Raw genomic sequence first — 19,291 nt, 5'->3', positions numbered from 1 at the left:
CGCGCCTCAATCTCCTTCGTCGTCCCGGCGAAGGCCGGGACCCATATCCCCAGGGAGGAGTTTGGCGAAGACCGGTCGCTCGGTACGCACACCGCCCACGTCCGACAGACCTCGCGGTATGGATCCCGGCCTTCGCCGGGACGACGATAGCCGAGAGAGCCTGCCAAATGGGCTGATGATCTATTCAGCCTATCTGATGAGCAAGTCTGCATCTTTGTATGCAATGATGGGCGCTCGATCCATCCTGTTAGACTCAACAATATATTCAATATATCAATGCCTTAGGCCGCGAGCAAGCTCCCATTAAGCCTTGGCACGAACCTTGCGAATCCAGTTCCAACCAGAAACTTCTGAGTTGGAGCGATTGCCATGAAGCGCCGCGATTTCCTCAAGTCCGTTTCCGGATTGGCCGCGGGCGCGGCGCTTCCGGTCGTGCCGTCCGTGATCTCGTCCGCCAAGGCCGATGCCCGCTCGGAGACGCTGCTGATCGTCTCGGAAGGCGGCCCCAACAATCTCGACATCCACGGCGTCGGCACCAACGTGCCCGGCTATGAGGTGTCGTGGAATTGCTACGACCGCCTGATCAGCCACGAGATGAAGAGCGGTCCGGGCGGCGTGCCCTATTACGACCGCGACAAGTTCAAGGGCGAGCTCGCCGACGACATGAAGATCTCTGACATGTCGGTCACCTTCAAGCTGAAGAAGAACGCCAAATTCCACGACGGCACGCCGGTCACGGCGAAGGACGTGAAGTGGTCGCTCGATCGCGCCGTCACCGTCGGTGGCTTCCCGACTTTCCAGATGAGCGCGGGCTCGCTGACCAAACCGGAGCAGTTCGTCGTGGTCGACGACGGCACCGTGCGCGTCGATTTCGCGAAAAAGGATCGGCTGACGATTCCCGATCTCGCCGTCATCGTGCCCTGCGTCATCAATTCGGAGCTGGTGAAGAAAAACGCCAGCGAGAAGGACCCGTGGGGTCTCGAATATACCAAGCAGCAGACCGCGGGCTCCGGCGCCTACAAGGTGACGAAGTGGACCGCCGGCACCGAAGTCGTCATGGAGCGCAACGAGGATTGGGTCGGCGGTCCGCTGCCGAAGATCAAGCGCGTGATCTGGCGCATGGTGCCGCAGGCCGGCAACCGCCGTGCGCTGCTCGAACGCGGTGACGCCGACATCTCCTACGAATTGCCGTTCAAGGATTTTCAGGAGATGAAGGCGAACGGCAAGCTCAATGTGGTGTCGCTGCCGTTCTCAAACGGCATCCAGTATATCGGCATGAACGTCACCAAGCCGCCGTTCGACAATGTGAAGGTGCGGCAGGCGGTCGCCTACGCGCTGCCCTATCAGAAGATCATGGACGCCGTGATGTTCGGGCTTGCGAACCCGATGTTCGGTGCGGCCAAGGACAAGCCGACCGAAGTCGCCTGGCCGCAGCCGCACAAATACAACACCGACATCGAGAAGGCCAAGGCGCTGATGGCGGAAGCAGGCCTCGCCAACGGTTTTGAGACCACGATCTCGTTCGATCTGAATTTCGCCGGCGTCAACGAGCCGCTCTGCGTGCTGGTGCAGGAATCGCTCGCGCAGCTCGGCATCAAGACCACCATCAACAAGGTGCCCGGCGCCAACTGGCGCACCGAGTTGAACAAGAAGGAGATGCCGCTCTTCACCAACGTGTTCTCGGGCTGGCTCGATTACCCCGAATACTTCTTCTACTGGTGCTATCACGGCAACAATTCCGTCTTCAACACCATGAGCTACAAGTCGGCGGAGATGGACAAGTTCATCGACGGCGCGCGCACTGCGGCAGCCACCGGCGACATGGCGACCTACGACACCGACGTGAAAGGCTTTGTCGACCTCGCCTTTGCCGACGTCCCGCGCATCCCGCTGTACCAGCCCTTCGTCAACGTCGCGATGCAGAAGAACATCTCGGGCTACCAATACTGGTTCCACCGCCGCCTCGACTATCGCGCGATGACGAAGGGGTGAGGTGAGCGAATAGGGAGTGGCGAATAGCGAATAGGGGAGCAGGGATCATGACCGTCAATCGCGAACGACCATTCGCCATTCGCTACTCGCCACTCGCAAGCGCGGAGCGCGTCCCATGCTGACCATGATCGGCAAGCGCCTGATGTTCGCGATTCCGTCGCTGATCGGCGTCGTCATCGTCACCTTCCTGCTGACCCGCGCGCTGCCGGGTGATCCCGCGGCATACTTCGCCGGTCCCGCCGCGACCAAGGAAGCCGTCGAGCAGATCCGCAAGAAACTCGGCCTCGACAAGCCGCTGATCGAGCAGTTCTTCCGCTACACCAACGACCTCGCCCATGGCGATTTCGGCAATTCGCTCACGACCGGCCAGCCGGTCGCGACCGAGATCCGTAACCGCCTGCCGGCCTCGGCCGAGCTCACGCTGCTCGGCCTCGTCGTTTCGATCGTCATTGCGATTCCGCTCGGCGTGCTGGCGGCGACGCGACCGGGATCATGGGTCGACCACTTATGTCGGGTCACGACGACAGCCGGCGTGTCGTTACCCGTGTTCTTCACCGGCCTTGTGCTGGTCTATTTCTTCTACTTCCAGCTCGGCTGGTCGCCGGCGCCGCTCGGCCGGTTGGACGTTTTCTACAGCGCGCCACCAACGGTGACCGGCTTCTATCTGATCGACACGCTGATTGCGCGTGACCTCGAAGCGTTTCGCTCGGCACTGAGCCAGTTGATCCTGCCGGCGACGACGCTTGCGATCTTCTCGCTGGCGCCGATCGCGCGCATGACGCGCGCCTCGATGCTCGCCGTGCTGTCGTCCGAATTCGTCCGCACCGCGCGCGCCAGCGGCCTGTCGCCGGCGACCGTCATCGTCACCTACGCATTCCGCAACGCGATGCTGCCGGTCATCACCACGCTCAGCATGGTGTTCTCGTTCCTGCTCGGCGCCAACGTGCTGGTCGAAAAAGTGTTCGCCTGGCCCGGCATCGGCTCCTATGCGGTCGAGGCGCTGATCTCGTCGGACTTCGCGCCGGTGCAGGGCTTTGTCCTGACCATGGCGGTGATGTACGTGCTTTTGAATCTCGTGATCGACATTCTCTATGGCGTGATCGATCCACGCGTCAGGCTGGAGGGCTGAACCATGAGCTCCGTTGCACCTGCCGTCGAACCCGCCGGTCCCGCGCGAACCTCAGGACTCGTCGCGCTCCTCGAACAGACGCGCTACGTTCTCGGCGAGAACAAGGTCACGGGCTTCTCTTTCGCCCTGCTGATCGTCATTCTCCTTGCCGCGGTCTTCGGCCCCTATGTGGTGCCGTATGATCCGCTCGCCTCCGATACCGCGGCGGCGCTGAAAGCACCGTCGGCCGCGCACTGGTTCGGCACCGACCAATTGGGCCGTGACATCTTCAGCCGGGTCGTGGTGGCGACGCGGCTCGATACGTTCATTGCGGTCGCCTCCGTCGTGCTGGTGTTCTTGATGGGCGGGCTCGCCGGCATTGCCGCCGGCTATTTCGGGGGCTGGACCGACCGCATCGTCGGCCGCATCGCCGACACCATCATGGCCTTCCCGCTGTTCGTGCTGGCGATGGGCATCGTGGCCGCACTCGGCAACACCGTGCAGAACATCATCCTGGCCACCGCCATCGTGAACTTCCCGCTCTACGCCCGCGTCGCGCGCGCCGAGGCCAACGTCCGCCGCAATGCCGGCTTCGTGCAGGCCGCGCGTTTGTCCGGTAACGGCGAATTCCGCATCCTCTTGGTGCATATCCTGCCCAACATCATGCCGATCATGATCGTGCAGATGTCGCTGACCATGGGCTACGCCATCCTCAATGCCGCCGGCCTGTCCTTCATCGGCCTCGGCGTCCGTCCGCCGACGGCAGAATGGGGCATCATGGTCGCCGAAGGCGCGGGCTTCATGGTCTCAGGCGAATGGTGGATTGCGCTGTTCCCCGGCCTCGCGCTGATGATCGCCGTGTTCTGCTTCAACCTCCTCGGCGACGGCCTCCGCGACATCGTCGACCCCCAGCGGAGGACGTGATGGCAAACGTCAGGCAAAAATTCTCCAATGATTTCAATGTCGATTCTACTGTGCATGGGGTTGTTTTCGACGTCTTGAGCGACCGGAGCCATCGATGACCGCCCAGCCTTTGCTTGACGTCCAGGACCTCACCGTCGAATTCACCACCCGACGCGGCATCGTCAAAGCCGTGCAGCACGTCAACATCTCCGTCGCCAAGGGCGAGACGCTCGCCATCGTCGGCGAGTCCGGCTCCGGCAAGTCGGTGACCTCCTACGCGGTGATGCGCATCCTCGACCGCGCCGGCAAGATCGCCGAGGGCTCGGTGATGTTCTCCGGCATCGACGTCAAGGCCGCGACCGAAGACCAGATGCGCGATTTGCGCGGCCGCGAGGTCTCGATGATCTTCCAGAACCCGCGCGCGGCACTGAACCCGATCCGCAAAGTGGGCGACCAGATCGAGGACGTGCTGCGCACCCACGTGCAGCAGGCGATGGTCTCGGATCACGGAGAAAAGGCGATCGAGGCGCTGGAGCAGGTCAAGATCGCCCGCCCGCGCGAGCGCTATCACGCCTATCCGTTCGAGCTCTCCGGCGGCATGTGCCAGCGCGTCGTCATCGCGCTCGCGCTCGCCTGCAATCCGCAACTCTTGATCGCCGACGAGCCGACCACGGGCCTCGATGTCACCACGCAGAAAGCGGTGATGGACCTGATCGTCGAACTCACAAAACGCAAGGCGATGTCGACCATCCTGATCACCCACGATCTTGGCCTGGCTGCGGCCTATTGCGACCGCGTGGTGGTGATGGAGAAGGGCCGGGTGGTCGAGACCGCCAAGGCCGCCGACATCTTTGCCAACCCGCAGCACCCCTACACCAAGAAGCTGATGCGCGCGACGCCGCGGCTCGGTGTGTCCTTGCGCGACCTGCTGCCGGAAGAGGAGGGTGCTGCACCCGCCGCGCCCGCGGAGGCTGCTCCGGCCGCCGCGGCAAGTGCCGAGAGTCAGAAGCCTCTCCTCCTTATCGAAAAGCTGGTCAAGGAATATCCCCGCCAGGGCGCCACTGCGACGCTCGGAAAACTGTTCGGCCGCAAGCCCCCCGTGGAGCCCGACGTGTTCCGCGCCGTCGACGGCATCAGCTTCTCGATCGGCCATGGCGAGAGCGTCGGCCTGGTCGGCGAATCCGGCTGCGGCAAATCGACCACCTCCATGATGGTCATGCGCCTGCTCGACCAGACCTCCGGCCTGATCCAGTTCGACGGCGAGGACATCGGCGCCATCCAGCCTGCCTCTTTCGCCCGGCTGCCCCAGCGCAGCCGCATCCAGATGGTGTTCCAGGACCCGACCGACAGCCTCAACCCGCGCTTCACCGCCGTGCGTGCTATCGCCGACCCGATCATGCAGCTCGGCGACATCAGGGGGCGCGAGGCGCTCCGCTTCCGCTGCGAGGAGCTCGCCACCATGGTCGGGCTGCCGCACAATCTGCTCGACCGATTCCCGCATCAATTGTCCGGCGGCCAGAAGGCCCGCGTCGGCATTGCCCGGGCGATTGCGCTCCACCCCAAGCTCGTCATCCTGGACGAGCCGACGGCGGCGCTGGACGTCTCGGTCCAGGCCGTGGTCCTGAACCTGCTCCAGGACCTCAAGAAGACGCTAGGTATGAGCTATCTGTTCGTCTCGCATGATTTGAATGTAGTGCGCTTGTTGTGCGATCGTGTCATTGTCATGCGGACGGGTCGAATCGTCGAGGAAGGCACTTCCGAGAGGGTTTTGAGCGATCCGCAGGACGACTACACCAAGGAGCTGCTGACGGCGATCCCGCACCCGCCGTTGCCGGTTCACTGACCGACACGCGCGATCTCGTGCGCGAGACGCATGGTTTGAGAGAGTAATGGCCGCCGAACCGTTGGACGACTACATCGACGCCTTATCCAAAGCGCTGGCGCTGCCGGTCGAACAGGCGTGGAGGCCGGCGGTTCGCGCCAATCTCGACGTGTCGCTGCGGCTCGCCCGCCTGGTCGATGAATTCGCGCTGCCGGACGAGACCGAGCCGGCGCCGATCTTCACCGCCTGACGCCGCCATGACGACCAAGCCAGAGATGAATGCGGCCGACATCGCGAAAGCGGTGGCCGGCGGCCAATTGTCCGCGCTCGATGCCACCGAAGCAGCCCTTGCCCGGATCAAGCAGCACGACGGCGTCCTCAATTCCTTCACCGACGTCACCGCCGATCGCGCCCGCGCCAAGGCCCGCGCGATCGATGCCGACATCGCCGCGGGCAAGAAGGTCGGGCCGCTCGCCGGCGTGCCCTTTGCGGTGAAGAACCTGTTCGACGTCGCCGGCCTCGCCACGCGCGCCGGCTCCAAGATCAACCGCGATCTCGCGCCATCCAAGCGCGACGCGACGCTGATCGAGCGGATGGAAGCCGCCGGCGCCGTCCTCGTCGGCGCGCTCAACATGGGCGAATACGCTTACGACTTCACCGGCGAGAACGTCCATGACGGTCCCTCGCGCAATCCGCATGACACGACGCGGATGAGCGGCGGCTCGTCCGGCGGTTCTGGCAGCGCCGTCGGTGGCGCGCTGGTGCCGATCGCGCTCGGCTCCGATACCAATGGCTCGATCCGCGTGCCGTCCTCCTTCTGCGGCATCTTTGGCCTGAAGCCGACCTATGGCCGGCTGTCGCGGGCGCGCTCGTTCCCGTTCGTCGCAAGCCTCGATCATCTCGGCCCGTTCGCGCGCTCCGTCACCGATCTCGCGCTCGCCTATGATGTGATGCAGGGACCGGATGCGGACGATGCCGCCTGCACCACGCGCGGGCTGGAGCCAACGGCGCCGCTGATCGCCAATCCGGTTTCGGACCTGCGCATCGCGATTGCCGGCGGACACTTCCAGACAAACTTGTTTCCAGAAGCCGTCGAAGCTGTCAGCCGTGTCGCCAAGGCACTCGGCGCGACAAAGGTCGTCGACGTGCCCGAAGCCGCGCGCGCCCGCGCGGCGGCTTATATCATCACCACCACAGAAGGCGCCTCGTTGCATCTCGACCGCCTGCGCAAGCGCCCGAACGATTTCGATCCCGCCGTGCGCGACCGGCTGATCGCCGGCGCCATGGTCCCCGCGCCGCTGGTCGACCGCGCGCAAAAGTTCCGCCGCTGGTATCGCGCGCAGTTTGCCGAGATCTTCAAATCGGTCGACGTGCTGCTCGCGCCCGCGACGCCCTGCACCGCGCCAAAACTCGGGCAAGTCACTTTCAATCTCGACGGCGTCGACCTGCCGGTGCGCGCCAATATCGGCATCCACACCCAGCCGATCTCCTTCATCGGCCTGCCCGTGGTCGCGGTGCCCGTGCCGCTCGAGCCGCTGCCGATCGGCGTGCAGATCATCGCCGCGCCCTGGCGCGAGGACATCGCGTTGCGTGTCGCTTACGCATTGGAAAAGATGGGCGTGGCGTCTGCGCCAGCGCCGAGAGGATTTTGAGATGGAGATCGATCTCCCCGACGTGATCGCGGAAGTGAAGGCCGCGTTCGAGCGTTACGAGCAGGCTCTCGTTGCCAACGACGTCGCCGTGCTCGGTGAGCTCTTCCGCAACGATCCCCGCACGCTGCGCTACGGCATCGGCGAGAACCTCTATGGCTATGAGGCGATCTCCGGCTTCCGCGCCGGGCGCTCGCCGGTCGGCCTCAACCGCCGCACTGCCAAGACCGTCATCACCAGCTACGGACGCGACACCGCGGTCGCCTCCACCCTGTTCTATCGCGATACGTCGCCCGGCCGGGTCGGCCGGCAGATGCAGACCTGGATTCGCTTCCCGGAGGGCTGGCGCGTCGTCGCTGCCCATGTCAGCATCATCGACGAGTCGAAAGAGACCTGACCGTATGACGCTCGACGATCTTCCGCCCGGAATACTGCCGGCCGAGCCGGTGGTGCCGCGCGTCGACCGCGCCCTGCCGTCGGTGCAGAAGGTCACGCGCGCCGAGGAGCTGCGCCTTCAGCTCGCCGACGAGATCGTACGCGGAACCCTGCGGCCCGGTGCGCCGCTGGACGAGACCGATATTGCACGCCGCTTCAGCGTCTCCCGCACGCCGGTGCGCGAGGCGCTGCGCCAACTGGTGGCGAGCGGCCTGGTCGAGGCGCGGCCCCATCGCGGCGCTGTCGTAGCTCAACCCTCGATCGACCGGCTGACCAGCATGTTCGAAGCGATGGCCGAGCTTGAGGCGCTGTGCGCCGGCCTTGCGGCCGAGCGCATGACGGCGGCGGAGCGTCACGGCTTGGAGGCCGTCCACGAAGAGCTGCGGGTGTTGAGCTACACCGGCAATCCCGATCGCTTCCATGAGGTCAACGAGCGCTTCCACAACGCGATCTATGCGGGTTCACAGAACGGCTACATCGCGGAAATCACGCTCGCGACGCGCGTGCGCGTGCAGCCGTTCCGCCGTGCCCAGTTCCGCAACCTCGGCCGTCTCGCCAAGTCGCAAGCCGAGCACGACCGCGTCGTCGTCGCCATCATGCGCGGCGACAAGCAGGGTGCCGCGGCTGCCATGCGCGCGCATATCGAGCTGGTGCGCGGGGAGTACGAGATTTACGCGGTGTCAGTGTGATCTCGTAGATGCCGCAGGGTGGGCAAAGGCGCGCATTTCGCGCGCCGTGCCCACCATCTATCGTCCGTACCGACTTCGCGAATGGTGGGCACGCTTCGCTTTGCCCACCCTACGGCAGCTACGCCGTCGCCGCTTCCGCCATATAAGCGCGCCAGCCGCCATAGCTCGTGATGTCGCGCGCTTCGCCCAGCACCTCCGGCTCGACGAGAAAGCCCTTTACGCTCCGACCATCGGCAAGTCGGATCGTGCCGATCGCCATCGGCGCGGGAATCGCGTTGACGAACTTGCCGAACGCGGATGAGGACAGCGACCAGATCTCCAGCTCGATCGCCGCGCCCTTGTCGGCTTCGACGCGCAGCATACCCGGTTTCGGCGGCGTGGTCGGAAGCGCATAGAGCTTGTAGTCCGGCGTTGTCTTGGTGGCCTCGATCAGGCGCCCGTTCAGCGCCTTCAGCTCGCCATTCAGCGCCATGCCGGAGAGATGCGCGCCGACCACCGCAATTGGAATCTCGTCGGCATTGTTTGCCGGCAGCGGCGCCAGGGGTGCCTGTGCCACGCCTTTCGCACCCACGGTCATCTTCGTGTCCGCATGAAATACGCGGCCGATGCTGGCGAGCATCGCGTCGCGCCCCGCAGGCGCCAGTAGTGTGATGCCGAACGGAATGCTATCCGCGCGCATCGATGCCGGCAACGCGAGACCGCAGAGATCGAGCAGGTTCACGAAGTTCGTGTAAGTGCCGAGCCGGCTGTTGAGCTCGATCGGATTGGCCAGCACCTGCGCGGTCGTATAGGCCGTCGGCGCCGTCGGCAGCACCAGCGCGTCGATATTGGCAAAGGTGCGCTCGGCGATCTTGCGCAGGCCTTGCAAACGGTAGAGCGCCGAGAAGGTTTCCGCCGCCGTCAGCCGTGCGCCGGCCGCGGTGATCTCGCGCGTGACCGGATGGATCGAGTCGGGCGCGGACGCGAGCAGGTTGCGGATCACGAGATAACGCTCGGCAACCCAGGGACCTTCATAGAGCAGCCGCGCCGTCTCGTAGAATGGCTCGAGGTCGAACTCGACCAGCGTTGCGCCGAGCGACGTCCAGCGCTTCAACGCATCGCCATAGGCCGCTTCCGCCTTCTTGTCGCCGAAGAAGATCAGCTGCCCGTTGCGCGGCACGCCGAGGCGGACGTTCGCGGGGAACGGCGTGATCGCGCCAAGCGGCCGGTCGCGCGAGAACGGATCGGCCTGGTCGGGGCCGGCCATCACGGACAGCGCGAGCATGGCATCGTCCACCGTCAACGCAAACACCGAGATGCAATCGAGCGTGCGGCAGGCCGGCACGAGGCCCGCGGTTGAGATCATGCCGAGGCTCGGCTTCAGCCCGACGATGTTGTTGAGCATCGCCGGCACGCGCCCGCTACCGGCGGTGTCGGTGCCGAGAGTCAGCGGTACAAGGCCGGCGCCGACCGCGGTCGCCGAGCCCGAGCTCGATCCGCCGGGGATCAGATCCTCGCGGAGCGAATTCCTGGGAATGCCGTAAGGCGAGCGCACGCCGACGAGGCCGGTTGCGAACTGGTCGAGATTGGTCTTGCCGACGATGATCGCACCGGCCGCGCGCAGCCGCTCCACCGCGGTGGAGTCATGTGCCGGGTTGTAGGAGAAGGCCGGGCAGGCCGCCGTGGTGGGAAAGCCGAGCGCGTCGATATTGTCCTTCACGCCGACCGGGATGCCGTAGAGCGGCAGGCTTGCGGCATCCGCGCGCGCGACAAGCTTCTCGGCGTCCGCAATCGCATCCCTTTCGTCGCGCAGGCTGATGAAGACGGCGGGGTCGTTGTAGTCGCGGATACGCTGGTAGGTGCGGGCGATCGTCTCGGCCGGCGTGAGCGTGCCCGCGCGATGCGCGGCCACAATCGCGGCGATCGTTTCAGGCTGCTCAGCCCCCATGGCGTCAAAACTCCGGCAACTCGTCCTCACCCGGATCGAAGCAAGCGATGTGCCATTGTGTACAGAATCCGGGCAGGCGCGATGCTCCGGATGTTATCGAAGGATCATGTGGTTAGGAGAATTTTTTACAATCTGGGCCAGTGCCGCGCTCGCGCCTCGTAACGGGCATTTGCATAAATTTTGGGCAGCTGGCGTCAGGTGAAGTCGGCGAGGATCTGAAGTAACCGCTCCCGGTTCGCCTTGCCGATCTTGTCCTCGACATGCCGCTCATGCTCGGCGGCAAGCCGCTTGAATTTTGCCAGTGCCGTCTCGCCCTGAGCGGTGAGGTGCAGCGCATGCGAGCGCCGGTCCGCCTTCGACTTGATCCGTTTGACCAGCTTGCGGCCCTCCAGGCTGTCGAGCAGATGCACCAGTCGCGCCCGCTCGATGCCGAGGCGTTTTGCGACCGCCATCTGCGACAGGCCCGGATTGGCGCCGATCACCGTCAATACCGAATATTGCGTCGGACGGATGTCGACGTCGCCGAGCGTCTTGATGAAGTCCTGAAAGATCCAGATCTGGAAACGCCGCACCGCATAGCCGGCGTGCCCGACCAGCGCGCCGAGCCCGATTTCGTCCGCGTCGTTCAGTCGCGCCGCGCCGTTGCTGGCTCGCTTGCGTGGGGACGTCTGGGTTGCGGTGGCTGTCACATCGTCTCTCCTGCTGTGCAACCATAGCGTCTCGATGGTCCAAGCGAAAGATTGTTGTTGACGACAACAATTGCCTTGCCCAACATTATGGCCAAAGCGGCCCGGAACGAGGCTGCGGCCGATCCGGACGTCCGGCGAGGAGGAAACACATGACATCCGCCCCACGCGGTGACGCTGCCAGCCCGTTCGCAACGCCAAAGACCGTCGCCGAGCATCGCGACGACGGCAGCATCGTGCTGCGATCTCCGGAGCCTTTGCGCGACAGCGCGCGCTGCGTCGGCGACTGGCTGGAGCATTTTGCGCGGCAGACGCCGGATACGATCTTCCTCGCCGAGCGCGGCAACACCGAAGGGCCCTGGACCACCGTCACCTATGCACAGGCGCTGCGGCAGGTGCGTGGGGCGGCGTCCTGGATCCTGGGGCAGGGCCTGGGCGCGGAGCGCCCGCTGGTCATCCTCTCCGACAACAGCATCGACCATGCGCTGCTCGCGCTCGCCGCGCAGCATGTCGGCGTGCCGTCGGCTGCGATCTCGCCGGCCTATTCGCTGATGTCGAAGGATTTTGACAAGCTCAAGGGCATGATCGCGCTGCTCGAGCCCGGCGCGATCTATGTCTCCGCGACAACGCCGTTTGCCGCGGCGCTTGCGGCGATCCGGCCGCTGCACCACGCGCAGGTCATCAGCGGCAATGCCGATGACGACGAAGTGCTGGCGTTCCGCACCGTTGCAGCAACGGCTGAGACGCCGGACGTCGCAACGGCCTTCGCCGCAGTGACGCCGGACACGATCGCAAAATTTCTGTTCACCTCGGGCTCGACCGGAACGCCGAAGGCCGTCATCAACACCCATCGCATGCTGACCTCGAGCCAGCAGGCCAAGGCGCAGACCTGGACGTTTCTCGAACAGCCAGGCGATCTCGTCATTCTCGACTGGCTGCCCTGGAGCCACACCTTCGGCGCCAACCACAATTTCAACCTCGTGCTGCGCAACGGCGGCTCGCTCTATATCGACGGCGGCAAGCCCGCGCCGGCCCTGTTTGCGGCCTCGATCGCGAACCTCAAGAGCGTGATGCCGACGATCTATTTCAACGTGCCGCGCGGCTTCGACATGCTGATTGCGGCGCTGCGCGGCGACGAGGGGCTGCGCCGCCGTTTCTTCGACGAGGTGAAGTTCGCCTTCTATGCCGGTGCGGCATTGCCGCAGAACCTCTGGGATGCGCTCGAGCAGCTGTCCGTCGAGACCGTCGGCCGCCCGCTGCCGATGGTCTCGGCCTGGGGCTCGACCGAAACGTCGCCGCTTGCGACCGACTGCCACTTCCTTGCGGAGCGTTCCGGTAATATCGGCGTACCGATCCCCGGCACCGAGTTGAAGCTCGTCGCCTCCGGTGACAAGCTGGAGGTGCGCGTGCGCGGCCCCAACGTCACGCCCGGCTATTGGAAGGCGCCGGAGTTGACCAGGCAGGCGTTTGACGAAGAGGGTTTTTATCTCATCGGTGACGCCGTGAAATTCGCCGATGCGCAGCGGCCGGAGCGCGGCCTGTTCTTCGACGGCCGTGTCGCGGAGGATTTCAAGCTCAATTCCGGCACATGGGTCAGCGTCGGCACGTTGCGCGTTGCCGGCATTGCGGCTCTGGCGCCGCTCGCACAGGATATCGTGGTTACAGGTCATGGCGGCGACGAGGTGCGCTTCCTCGTGTTCCCGAACACCGCCGCCTGCCGCGCCCATGCCGGGTTGCCCGAGACGGCGGGCGTAAGCGACGTGCTGGCGCATGACAAGGTCAAAACTGCGATCGCGCAGGGTCTCGCAAAGCTGAAGCAGCAGAGCGCCAACTCCTCCGGCCACGCCACGCGCGCGCTGCTGCTCGCCGAGCCGCCGTCGGTCGACGGCGGCGAGATCACCGACAAGGGCTACATCAATCAGCGCGCGGTGCTGACGCGGCGTGCGGGTGAGGTGGCGCGGTTGAATGACGATGCGTCGGGGGAGTGGATCGGCTGCGGGTAGCTCGCCCAAATAGATAAGCCAGCCATTCTGCCGCAATATCCCGCACGATTCTTTTGTTGCTTAAGCAACTAATTTATGCGAACCGTTCCAGACAAGGATGACGGCGGGGGAACCGCTGCGCCTGATACTGGAGGAAACGATGCTCGGCAGAGAGGATGCCGCGGGCAAATGCCTGTGCGTGCCTGGACGCAGCAACACGACGCGCTTCGCGTTAGCCGTAACTGCTGTCGGTCACCGCGCCGAGATTTTCGTGCAGCCGGCGCAACAAATCGATCAGCACCTCGCGCTCGTCCTTGCTCAGACACGACAACAGACGCTTTTCGCGCTCGAACGCCGCGACGATCACCTTGTCATGGGTGGCGCGGCCCCTCGCCGTCAGCGAGATCGAATGGGTGCGGCCATCGTCAGGATCGGTGCGGATCGACACCAGCCCACGCTTCTCCAAGCCCGCAAGCGTGCGGCTCACCGGGCCCTTGTCAAAACCGATGACGTGGCAGATGCGCGAGGCGGGAATGCCGGGCTCGATCGCCAGCAGCGACATGATGCGCCATTCCGTGACGTTGACGCCGAACTGCTTCTGATAGAACGCGGTCGCGCTGTTCGAGAGCTTGTTGGCGATGAAGGTGATGAAGGCCGGGACGTAGCGATCGAGATCGAGCGTCGGGCCCACATCAGCGGGCGCAGGTCTTTGGCGGGATCTGGTCGAAGGCGGCATGTCGGGCTCATTCGTGGCGCGCCGGAAGACCTAAGGGCAAGCGCTGCCCTTTCACAAGATCAAAATGAGGGAGGATTTTCATGAGCGCATCCGGCTTCCCTGCGTCGGGCGTCCCGCATCTCGACGTCGATCCCTTCGCGATGGATTTTTTTGCCGATCCGTATCCCGCACATGAGCAGCTGCGGGAGGCGGGGCCGGTGGTCTATCTCGACAAATGGAGCGTCTATGGCGTGGCGCGCTACGCCGAGGTCCATGCCGTCCTGAACGACCCCGCGACCTTCTGCTCCAGCCGCGGCGTCGGCCTGTCCGATTTCAAGAGGGAGACGCCGTGGCGGCCGCCGAGCCTGATCCTCGAGGCCGACCCGCCCGCGCACACCCGCACCCGCGCGGTGCTGTCAAAGGTGCTGTCGCCAACCGTGATGAAGGGGCTTCGCGACCGCTTTGCCGCGGCGGCCGAGGCGCGGGTCCACGTGCTGCTCGAGAAGCGCAGTTTTGACGCCATCACGGATCTCGCGGAAGCCTATCCGCTCTCGATCTTCCCGGATGTGTTGGGGCTGAAGCCGGAGGGACGCGAGAATCTCATTCCCTATGCCAGTCTGGTGTTCAACGCCTTCGGCCCCCCGAACCAGCTGCGCCAGGACGCAATCGCGCGCTCGGCGCCGCACCAGGCCTACGTCACCGCACAATGCCAGCGCGACAACCTCACGGCCGGCGGCATCGGCGCCTGCATCCACGCCCATGTCGATGAGGGGGCCATCAGCGCGACTGAAGCACCGCTGCTTGTGCGCTCATTGCTGTCGGCCGGCCTCGACACCACGGTCAATGGCATCGGTGCTGCGGTCTATTGCCTGGCTCGCTTCCCCGAGCAATGGCGGCGCTTGCGTGGCGACCTCACGCTCGCGCGTAATGCTTTCGAGGAGGCCGTACGCTTCGAGAGCCCGGTGCAGACTTTCTTCCGCACGACAACACGCGAGGTCGAGCTGTCAGGCGCGACCATCGGCGAGGGCGAGAAAGTGCTGATGTTCCTCGCTGCCGCCAATCGCGATCCGCGGCGCTGGGACCAGCCGGACAGCTACAACATCACGCGCCGCACCTCCGGTCATGTCGGCTACGGCTCCGGCATTCACATGTGCGTCGGCCAGCTGGTGGCGCGGCTTGAAGGTGAGACGATGCTCTCGGCGTTGGCCCGCCGGGTCGCCAGCATCGAGATCACGGGCGAGCCGAGGCGCCGCTTCAACAACACCCTGCGCGGGCTCGACAGCCTGCCGGTGACGATCACGCCGGCCTGACGCGACCGGGGGCGAAACAAAAGGGGAGGGACCAATGAAGCATCTGAAGTGGGCGTTTGCGCTGGCCGCGAGCCTGTTGAGCGGCGCCGCGAGCGCAGAGATTTCCGACAATGTCGTGCGTGTCGGCGTGCTCAACGACATTTCCGGCATTTTCCAGGATACTAACGGCATGGGCTCGGTCGAGGCCGCGCGCATGGCGGCGGAGGATTTCAACGGTGGGGGTAAGGGCATCAAGGTCGAGATCGTCTATGCCGACCATCAGAACAAGGCCGATGTCGGCAACGCCATCGCGCGCAAGTGGCTGGATGTCGAAGGTGTCGATGCCATCGTCGACGTGCCGAACTCGGCGGTCGGCCTCTCCATCAACACGCTGTTGCGCGGTAGCCGCATGACGTTCCTCGCGTCGTCGACTGCGAGCGCCGATCTCACCGGCAAGGCGTGTTCACCCAACACCATCCAATGGGTCAACGACACCTGGGCGACCGGCAATACGACGGCGGCCGCAATGATGTCGCGCGGCGGCAAGGACTGGTATTTCCTCACGGTCGACTATGCGCTCGGCAAGGGCATCGAGGCGGAAGCGCAGAAATACATCGAAGCGCATGGCGGCAAGGTGTTGGGGTCGTCGAAGCATCCGCTCGGCACGTCAGACTTCGCCTCCTTCCTGTTGCAGGCGCAGGGCTCGAAGGCGCAGGTGATCGGGCTTGCCAACGCCGGCGGCGACACCATCAACGCGGTGAAGCAGGCGGCCGAATTCGGCATCCAGCAAGGCGGCCAGAAGCTGGTCGCCTTCCTGCTCTTCATCAACGACGTCCACGGCATGGGCATCAAGGTTGCCCAGGGGCTTCAGCTGATGGAAGCCTTCTACTGGGACATGAACGACGACACCCGCGCCTTCGCCAAGCGATTTGCCGCGCGTCCCGGCATGAACGGCAAGATGCCGAGCGGCAATCAGGCCGGCGTCTATGCATCCACGCTCGCCTATCTCAATGCAGTCGCCGCCACCGGCAGCGATAATGCGAAGGACGTCGTGCCCGAAATGAAGAAGTTCAAAGGCAAGGACAGACTGTTCGGCGACACCACAATTCGCCAGGACGGCCGCGTGGTGCATCCGATGTATCTGTTCGAGGTCAAGAAGCCGGAGGAGTCGAGATACCCGTACGACTATTACAGGCTGGTCTCGACGATTGCGCCTGATCAGGCGTTCCGCCCGATGGCCGAGGGCGGGTGCGAGCTGGTGAAGTAGGGGTTCTTCACCTCTCCCCGTAAGAGCGGGGAGAGGGAGAAGAATCGTCCCCTACACCACCTTGCTGCTGCCCTGCGTGATCAGCCGCGCCGCGCGCTGGTCGCGGGCGTAGGCCCAGAGCCAGCTCATGGCGACGCTGAGGCGGTGGCGGAGCCCGATCAGGAAGTAGATGTGGGCGATGCCCCAGATCCACCACGCGACGGTGCCGCGCAGCTTGATGCGGCCGAAGTCGATCACGGCGAGCTGCTTGCCGATCTGGGCGAGGCTGCCGGCGTGCTTGTAGCGGAATGGGCCCGTCGCCGCGCCGCGCAGGCGCGCTTTGATGGTCTCGGCGACATGGCGGCCCTGCTGCTTGGCCGCCGGCGCGATGCCGGGCACCGGCTTGCCGTTCCAGGCGTTGATGCTCACGGTGTCGCCGATCGCAAAGATCTCGGGATGGCCGGGGATGGTGAGATCCGCCTCGACCTGCACGCGCCCGGCGCGATCTGCCGGCGCGCCCAGCCATTCGGCGGCGGGCGAGGCGCGCACGCCGGCGGCCCAGATCATGGTTTTCGCGTTCAGCCGCTGTCCACCATAGACGACGCCGTCGCGGTCGATCTCGGTGACGGGCTGGCCCAGCACGACCTCGACGCCGATTTTTTCGAGCGAGGCCTGCGCATAGGCCGAGAGATCGTCGGCGAAACCGGCGAGCACGCGAGGACCCGCCTCGATCAGCACGACGCGCGCTTTGGTCGTATCGATGTTGCGGAAGTCCGGCGGCAATGTGTGCCGCGCCAGCTCGATGATGGTGCCGGCCAGTTCGACACCGGTTGGTCCAGCGCCGATGATGACGAAGGTGAGCCGTGCCGCGCGTCGCGCCGGATCGGTCTCGCGCTCGGCGCGCTCGAACGCCACCAGAATATGCCGGCGCAGCGTGGTCGCATCCTCCAGCGTCTTCAGTCCGGGTGCGAACTGTTCCCATTCATCATGGCCGAAATAGGCGTGGCGGACCCCAGTCGCGAGCACCAGCGTGTCGTAGGGCACCTCGCTGCCGTCGTCGAGCAGCACGCAGCGCTTCTCCGCGTCCACGCCACTGACGTTTGCAAACAGCGTCGTCACCTCGCGCCGGTCACTCATGAGATGGCGGATCGGCCAGGCGATCTCGCTGGTCGCAAGCGATGCGGTCGCGACCTGATAGAGCAGCGGCTGAAACAGATGATGGTTGCGGCGGTCGATCAGCGTGATCTCGACCGGGCTGCCGTCGAGCCGGTAGGTCGTCTCCAGCCCGCCGAAGCCGGCGCCGACGATGACGACGCGATGGGGATTTGCGGCCATGATGCGCCCTCGATTCTCGCAGCTGTTACATCCTTCACTTATGTGCGGATTGGCCCCCGCGGTCCAATAGCCGTCATCAATTGAAGGATAGGCGGCGTGTATCGAACTGCCGCGAAAAAGCGCCGCAGACTTGGTCGAAGTGAGTAGAATTATATTTCTTGCCATCCCCGTTTGAGGCGAAATATGGTGCAGGGGCAGGCGCTGAACCATTGGCGGCTCGACAGATTTTGCGTTCAATAGAGACGACCCGGGGCGGCGATCGCCTCGCTTCCGGGACAATGAGAATTGAGGAGGGGAATGGTTATGAGGACAGCATTCTGGCTGGCGGGCGCGGCTGCGCTCGCGCTGGCAAACCCGGCATTCGCCGGCGACACCATCAAGATCGGTTTCGTCTCGACCTTCAGCGGCCCGACCGCTGTGATCGGCAACGACATGCGCAACTCCTTCGAGCTCGCGCTCGATCATCTCGGCCGCAAGATGGGCGGCAAGCCGGTCGAGGTGATCTACGAGGACGATGGCCAGAAGCCTGATGTCGGCAAGCAGAAGACCGAGAAGCTGGTGCAGTCCGACAAGGTCGATTTCCTCGCCGGCTACATCTGGTCGAACGTGCTGCTCGCCTCGCTCAAGACCGCGGTGGACTCGCAGACCTTCCTGATCTCGGCCAATGCCGGCCCGTCGCAGCTCGCAGGCGAGCTGTGTTCGCAATACGTGTTCTCGACCTCCTGGCAGAACGACCAGACGCCGGCCGCTATGGGCCTCAACATGAACGCGAACGGCGTCAAGAGCGTGTTCCTGATCGGCCCGAACTACGCCGCCGGCAAGGACATGCTTGCGGGCGTGAAGAGTACGTTCAAGGGCGAGATCAAGGGTGAGGAATACACGGTGTGGCCGAGCCAGCTCGACTTCTCGGCCGAGCTGGCGAAAGCCCGTGCCTCCGGCGCCGAATCGATCTTCGTGTTCTATCCCGGTGCGGCCGGCGCGCAGTTCCTCAATCAATATGTCCAGGCCGGCATGAAGAGCACCATGCCGCTCTACACCGCCTTCACCGTCGACGAGACGACGTTGCCGTTGCAGAAGGAGAATGCGTTCGGGGTGCCCGGTGCACAGGAATGGGTGAACGACCTCCCGAATGAGCAGAACAAGAAGTTCGTCGCTGACTACCGCACGAAATATCCAGGCGCCCGGCCGAGCTATTACGGCGCGCAGGCCTATGACGCGGCGCAGCTCATCAACAGCGCGGTGGTTGCCGTCGGCGGTGACACCGCCAAGAAGGATGCGATGAAGGCCGAGATGGAGAAGGCCAACTTCAAGTCGCTGCGCGGCGCGTTCAAATATGGCAACAACCACATCCCGATCCAGAACTTCTATTTGCAGGACGTGGTGAAGGGTGCCGGGGGCGAGCTTTCGCTGAAGACCGTTGCCACGATCGTCACCAACGATCAGGACCGCTTCCACGACAAGTGCCCGATGAAGTGAGGCTTAGCTCTCTCCTCCGTCATTGCGAGCGGAGCGA

16 protein-coding genes are annotated in these 19,291 nt (G+C 64.6%); 12 read left to right on the top strand and 4 right to left on the bottom strand.

Going from position 1 to position 19,291, the window contains the following annotated elements; genetic code table 11:
- The first annotated feature begins 369 nt into the window (after positions 1-369).
- From IC761_RS34835 to IC761_RS34800, 8 genes are all read left to right on the top strand, one after another.
- Positions 370-1,992, top strand: coding sequence for an ABC transporter substrate-binding protein (locus IC761_RS34835; protein WP_195801122.1), 1,623 nt, complete (start codon positions 370-372; stop codon positions 1,990-1,992).
- Between the two features lie 115 nt (positions 1,993-2,107).
- Positions 2,108-3,121 (top strand): ABC transporter permease, encoded by a 1,014-nt coding sequence (locus tag IC761_RS34830; RefSeq protein ID WP_195801121.1) that lies wholly within the window; start codon positions 2,108-2,110, stop codon positions 3,119-3,121.
- Between the two features lie 3 nt (positions 3,122-3,124).
- Positions 3,125-4,024: an ABC transporter permease gene (locus IC761_RS34825; protein WP_195801120.1), complete on the top strand. Its 900-nt coding sequence runs from the start codon at positions 3,125-3,127 to the stop codon at positions 4,022-4,024.
- A 94-nt stretch (positions 4,025-4,118) separates the two neighbouring features.
- Complete coding sequence (locus tag IC761_RS34820) at positions 4,119-5,846, top strand: dipeptide ABC transporter ATP-binding protein (protein WP_195801119.1); 1,728 nt, start codon at positions 4,119-4,121, stop codon at positions 5,844-5,846.
- A 46-nt stretch (positions 5,847-5,892) separates the two neighbouring features.
- Positions 5,893-6,075 (top strand): DUF4089 domain-containing protein, encoded by a 183-nt coding sequence (locus tag IC761_RS34815; RefSeq protein ID WP_195801118.1) that lies wholly within the window; start codon positions 5,893-5,895, stop codon positions 6,073-6,075.
- A 7-nt stretch (positions 6,076-6,082) separates the two neighbouring features.
- On the top strand, positions 6,083-7,477 hold the full coding sequence (locus tag IC761_RS34810; RefSeq protein ID WP_195801117.1) for an AtzE family amidohydrolase: 1,395 nt from the start codon (positions 6,083-6,085) through the stop codon (positions 7,475-7,477).
- A gap of 1 nt (position 7,478) precedes the next feature.
- Positions 7,479-7,871, top strand: coding sequence for an oxalurate catabolism protein HpxZ (hpxZ, locus tag IC761_RS34805; protein ID WP_195801116.1), 393 nt, complete (start codon positions 7,479-7,481; stop codon positions 7,869-7,871).
- Positions 7,872-7,875: 4 nt separating this feature from the next.
- The gene (locus tag IC761_RS34800; RefSeq protein ID WP_195801115.1) at positions 7,876-8,598 is read left to right on the top strand and encodes a GntR family transcriptional regulator; all 723 of its coding nucleotides are present in this window, start codon (positions 7,876-7,878) and stop codon (positions 8,596-8,598) included.
- Between the two features lie 118 nt (positions 8,599-8,716).
- On the opposite strand, the gene atzF is transcribed toward IC761_RS34800, so the two are convergent.
- Together atzF and IC761_RS34790 are read right to left on the bottom strand one after the other, a co-directional pair.
- Positions 8,717-10,525: an allophanate hydrolase gene (gene atzF, locus IC761_RS34795; RefSeq protein ID WP_195801114.1), complete on the bottom strand. Its 1,809-nt coding sequence runs from the start codon at positions 10,523-10,525 to the stop codon at positions 8,717-8,719.
- 194 nt (positions 10,526-10,719) lie between these two features.
- Complete coding sequence (locus IC761_RS34790) at positions 10,720-11,214, bottom strand: MarR family winged helix-turn-helix transcriptional regulator (protein ID WP_195801113.1); 495 nt, start codon at positions 11,212-11,214, stop codon at positions 10,720-10,722.
- Between the two features lie 149 nt (positions 11,215-11,363).
- On the opposite strand from IC761_RS34790, the gene IC761_RS34785 reads away from it, so the two are divergent.
- Complete coding sequence (locus IC761_RS34785) at positions 11,364-13,214, top strand: feruloyl-CoA synthase (RefSeq protein ID WP_195801112.1); 1,851 nt, start codon at positions 11,364-11,366, stop codon at positions 13,212-13,214.
- 211 nt (positions 13,215-13,425) lie between these two features.
- On the opposite strand, the gene IC761_RS34780 is transcribed toward IC761_RS34785, so the two are convergent.
- The gene (locus IC761_RS34780) at positions 13,426-13,929 is read right to left on the bottom strand and encodes a MarR family winged helix-turn-helix transcriptional regulator (protein WP_195801111.1); all 504 of its coding nucleotides are present in this window, start codon (positions 13,927-13,929) and stop codon (positions 13,426-13,428) included.
- An 80-nt stretch (positions 13,930-14,009) separates the two neighbouring features.
- Here IC761_RS34780 and IC761_RS34775 point away from each other — a divergent pair, with 80 nt between their 5' ends.
- A complete protein-coding gene (locus IC761_RS34775; protein WP_195801110.1) occupies positions 14,010-15,218 on the top strand; it encodes a cytochrome P450 in 1,209 nt (402 codons plus the stop codon).
- Positions 15,219-15,252: 34 nt separating this feature from the next.
- A complete protein-coding gene (locus tag IC761_RS34770; RefSeq protein WP_195801109.1) occupies positions 15,253-16,464 on the top strand; it encodes an ABC transporter substrate-binding protein in 1,212 nt (403 codons plus the stop codon).
- A gap of 51 nt (positions 16,465-16,515) precedes the next feature.
- Here the strand turns inward: IC761_RS34770 and IC761_RS34765 are convergent, their stop codons facing one another.
- Entirely contained in the window at positions 16,516-17,778 is a 1,263-nt protein-coding gene (locus IC761_RS34765; protein WP_195801108.1) for an NAD(P)/FAD-dependent oxidoreductase, read from the bottom strand.
- 303 nt (positions 17,779-18,081) lie between these two features.
- Between IC761_RS34765 and IC761_RS34760 the strand changes: the two genes are divergently transcribed.
- A complete protein-coding gene (locus IC761_RS34760) occupies positions 18,082-19,254 on the top strand; it encodes an ABC transporter substrate-binding protein (RefSeq protein WP_195801107.1) in 1,173 nt (390 codons plus the stop codon).
- The last annotated feature ends 37 nt before the right edge of the window (positions 19,255-19,291 follow it).

The sequence above is a fragment of the Bradyrhizobium commune genome, assembly GCF_015624505.1.
In the GTDB taxonomy this organism is placed as follows: Bacteria; Pseudomonadota; Alphaproteobacteria; order Rhizobiales; family Xanthobacteraceae; genus Bradyrhizobium; species Bradyrhizobium commune.
The sequence above is the reverse complement of the archived record's forward strand: the minus strand, read 5'-3'. Positions and strand labels throughout refer to the sequence as shown.

Excerpts from the sequence above, each read along its gene's own strand:
- IC761_RS34760 (WP_195801107.1), top strand. The coding sequence starts at position 18,082 with ATGAGGACAGCATTCTGGCTGGCGGGCGCGGCTGCGCTCGCGCTGGCA.
- IC761_RS34810 (WP_195801117.1), top strand. The coding sequence starts at position 6,083 with ATGACGACCAAGCCAGAGATGAATGCGGCCGACATCGCGAAAGCGGTG.
- IC761_RS34780 (WP_195801111.1), bottom strand. The coding sequence starts at position 13,929 with ATGCCGCCTTCGACCAGATCCCGCCAAAGACCTGCGCCCGCTGATGTG.
- IC761_RS34775 (WP_195801110.1), top strand. The coding sequence starts at position 14,010 with ATGAGCGCATCCGGCTTCCCTGCGTCGGGCGTCCCGCATCTCGACGTC.
- IC761_RS34770 (WP_195801109.1), top strand. The coding sequence starts at position 15,253 with ATGAAGCATCTGAAGTGGGCGTTTGCGCTGGCCGCGAGCCTGTTGAGC.
- IC761_RS34830 (WP_195801121.1), top strand. The coding sequence starts at position 2,108 with ATGCTGACCATGATCGGCAAGCGCCTGATGTTCGCGATTCCGTCGCTG.
- IC761_RS34820 (WP_195801119.1), top strand. The coding sequence starts at position 4,119 with ATGACCGCCCAGCCTTTGCTTGACGTCCAGGACCTCACCGTCGAATTC.
- hpxZ (WP_195801116.1), top strand. The coding sequence starts at position 7,479 with ATGGAGATCGATCTCCCCGACGTGATCGCGGAAGTGAAGGCCGCGTTC.
- IC761_RS34785 (WP_195801112.1), top strand. The coding sequence starts at position 11,364 with ATGACATCCGCCCCACGCGGTGACGCTGCCAGCCCGTTCGCAACGCCA.
- IC761_RS34800 (WP_195801115.1), top strand. The coding sequence starts at position 7,876 with ATGACGCTCGACGATCTTCCGCCCGGAATACTGCCGGCCGAGCCGGTG.
- IC761_RS34765 (WP_195801108.1), bottom strand. The coding sequence starts at position 17,778 with ATGGCCGCAAATCCCCATCGCGTCGTCATCGTCGGCGCCGGCTTCGGC.
- IC761_RS34815 (WP_195801118.1), top strand. The coding sequence starts at position 5,893 with ATGGCCGCCGAACCGTTGGACGACTACATCGACGCCTTATCCAAAGCG.
- IC761_RS34835 (WP_195801122.1), top strand. The coding sequence starts at position 370 with ATGAAGCGCCGCGATTTCCTCAAGTCCGTTTCCGGATTGGCCGCGGGC.
- IC761_RS34825 (WP_195801120.1), top strand. The coding sequence starts at position 3,125 with ATGAGCTCCGTTGCACCTGCCGTCGAACCCGCCGGTCCCGCGCGAACC.
- atzF (WP_195801114.1), bottom strand. The coding sequence starts at position 10,525 with ATGGGGGCTGAGCAGCCTGAAACGATCGCCGCGATTGTGGCCGCGCAT.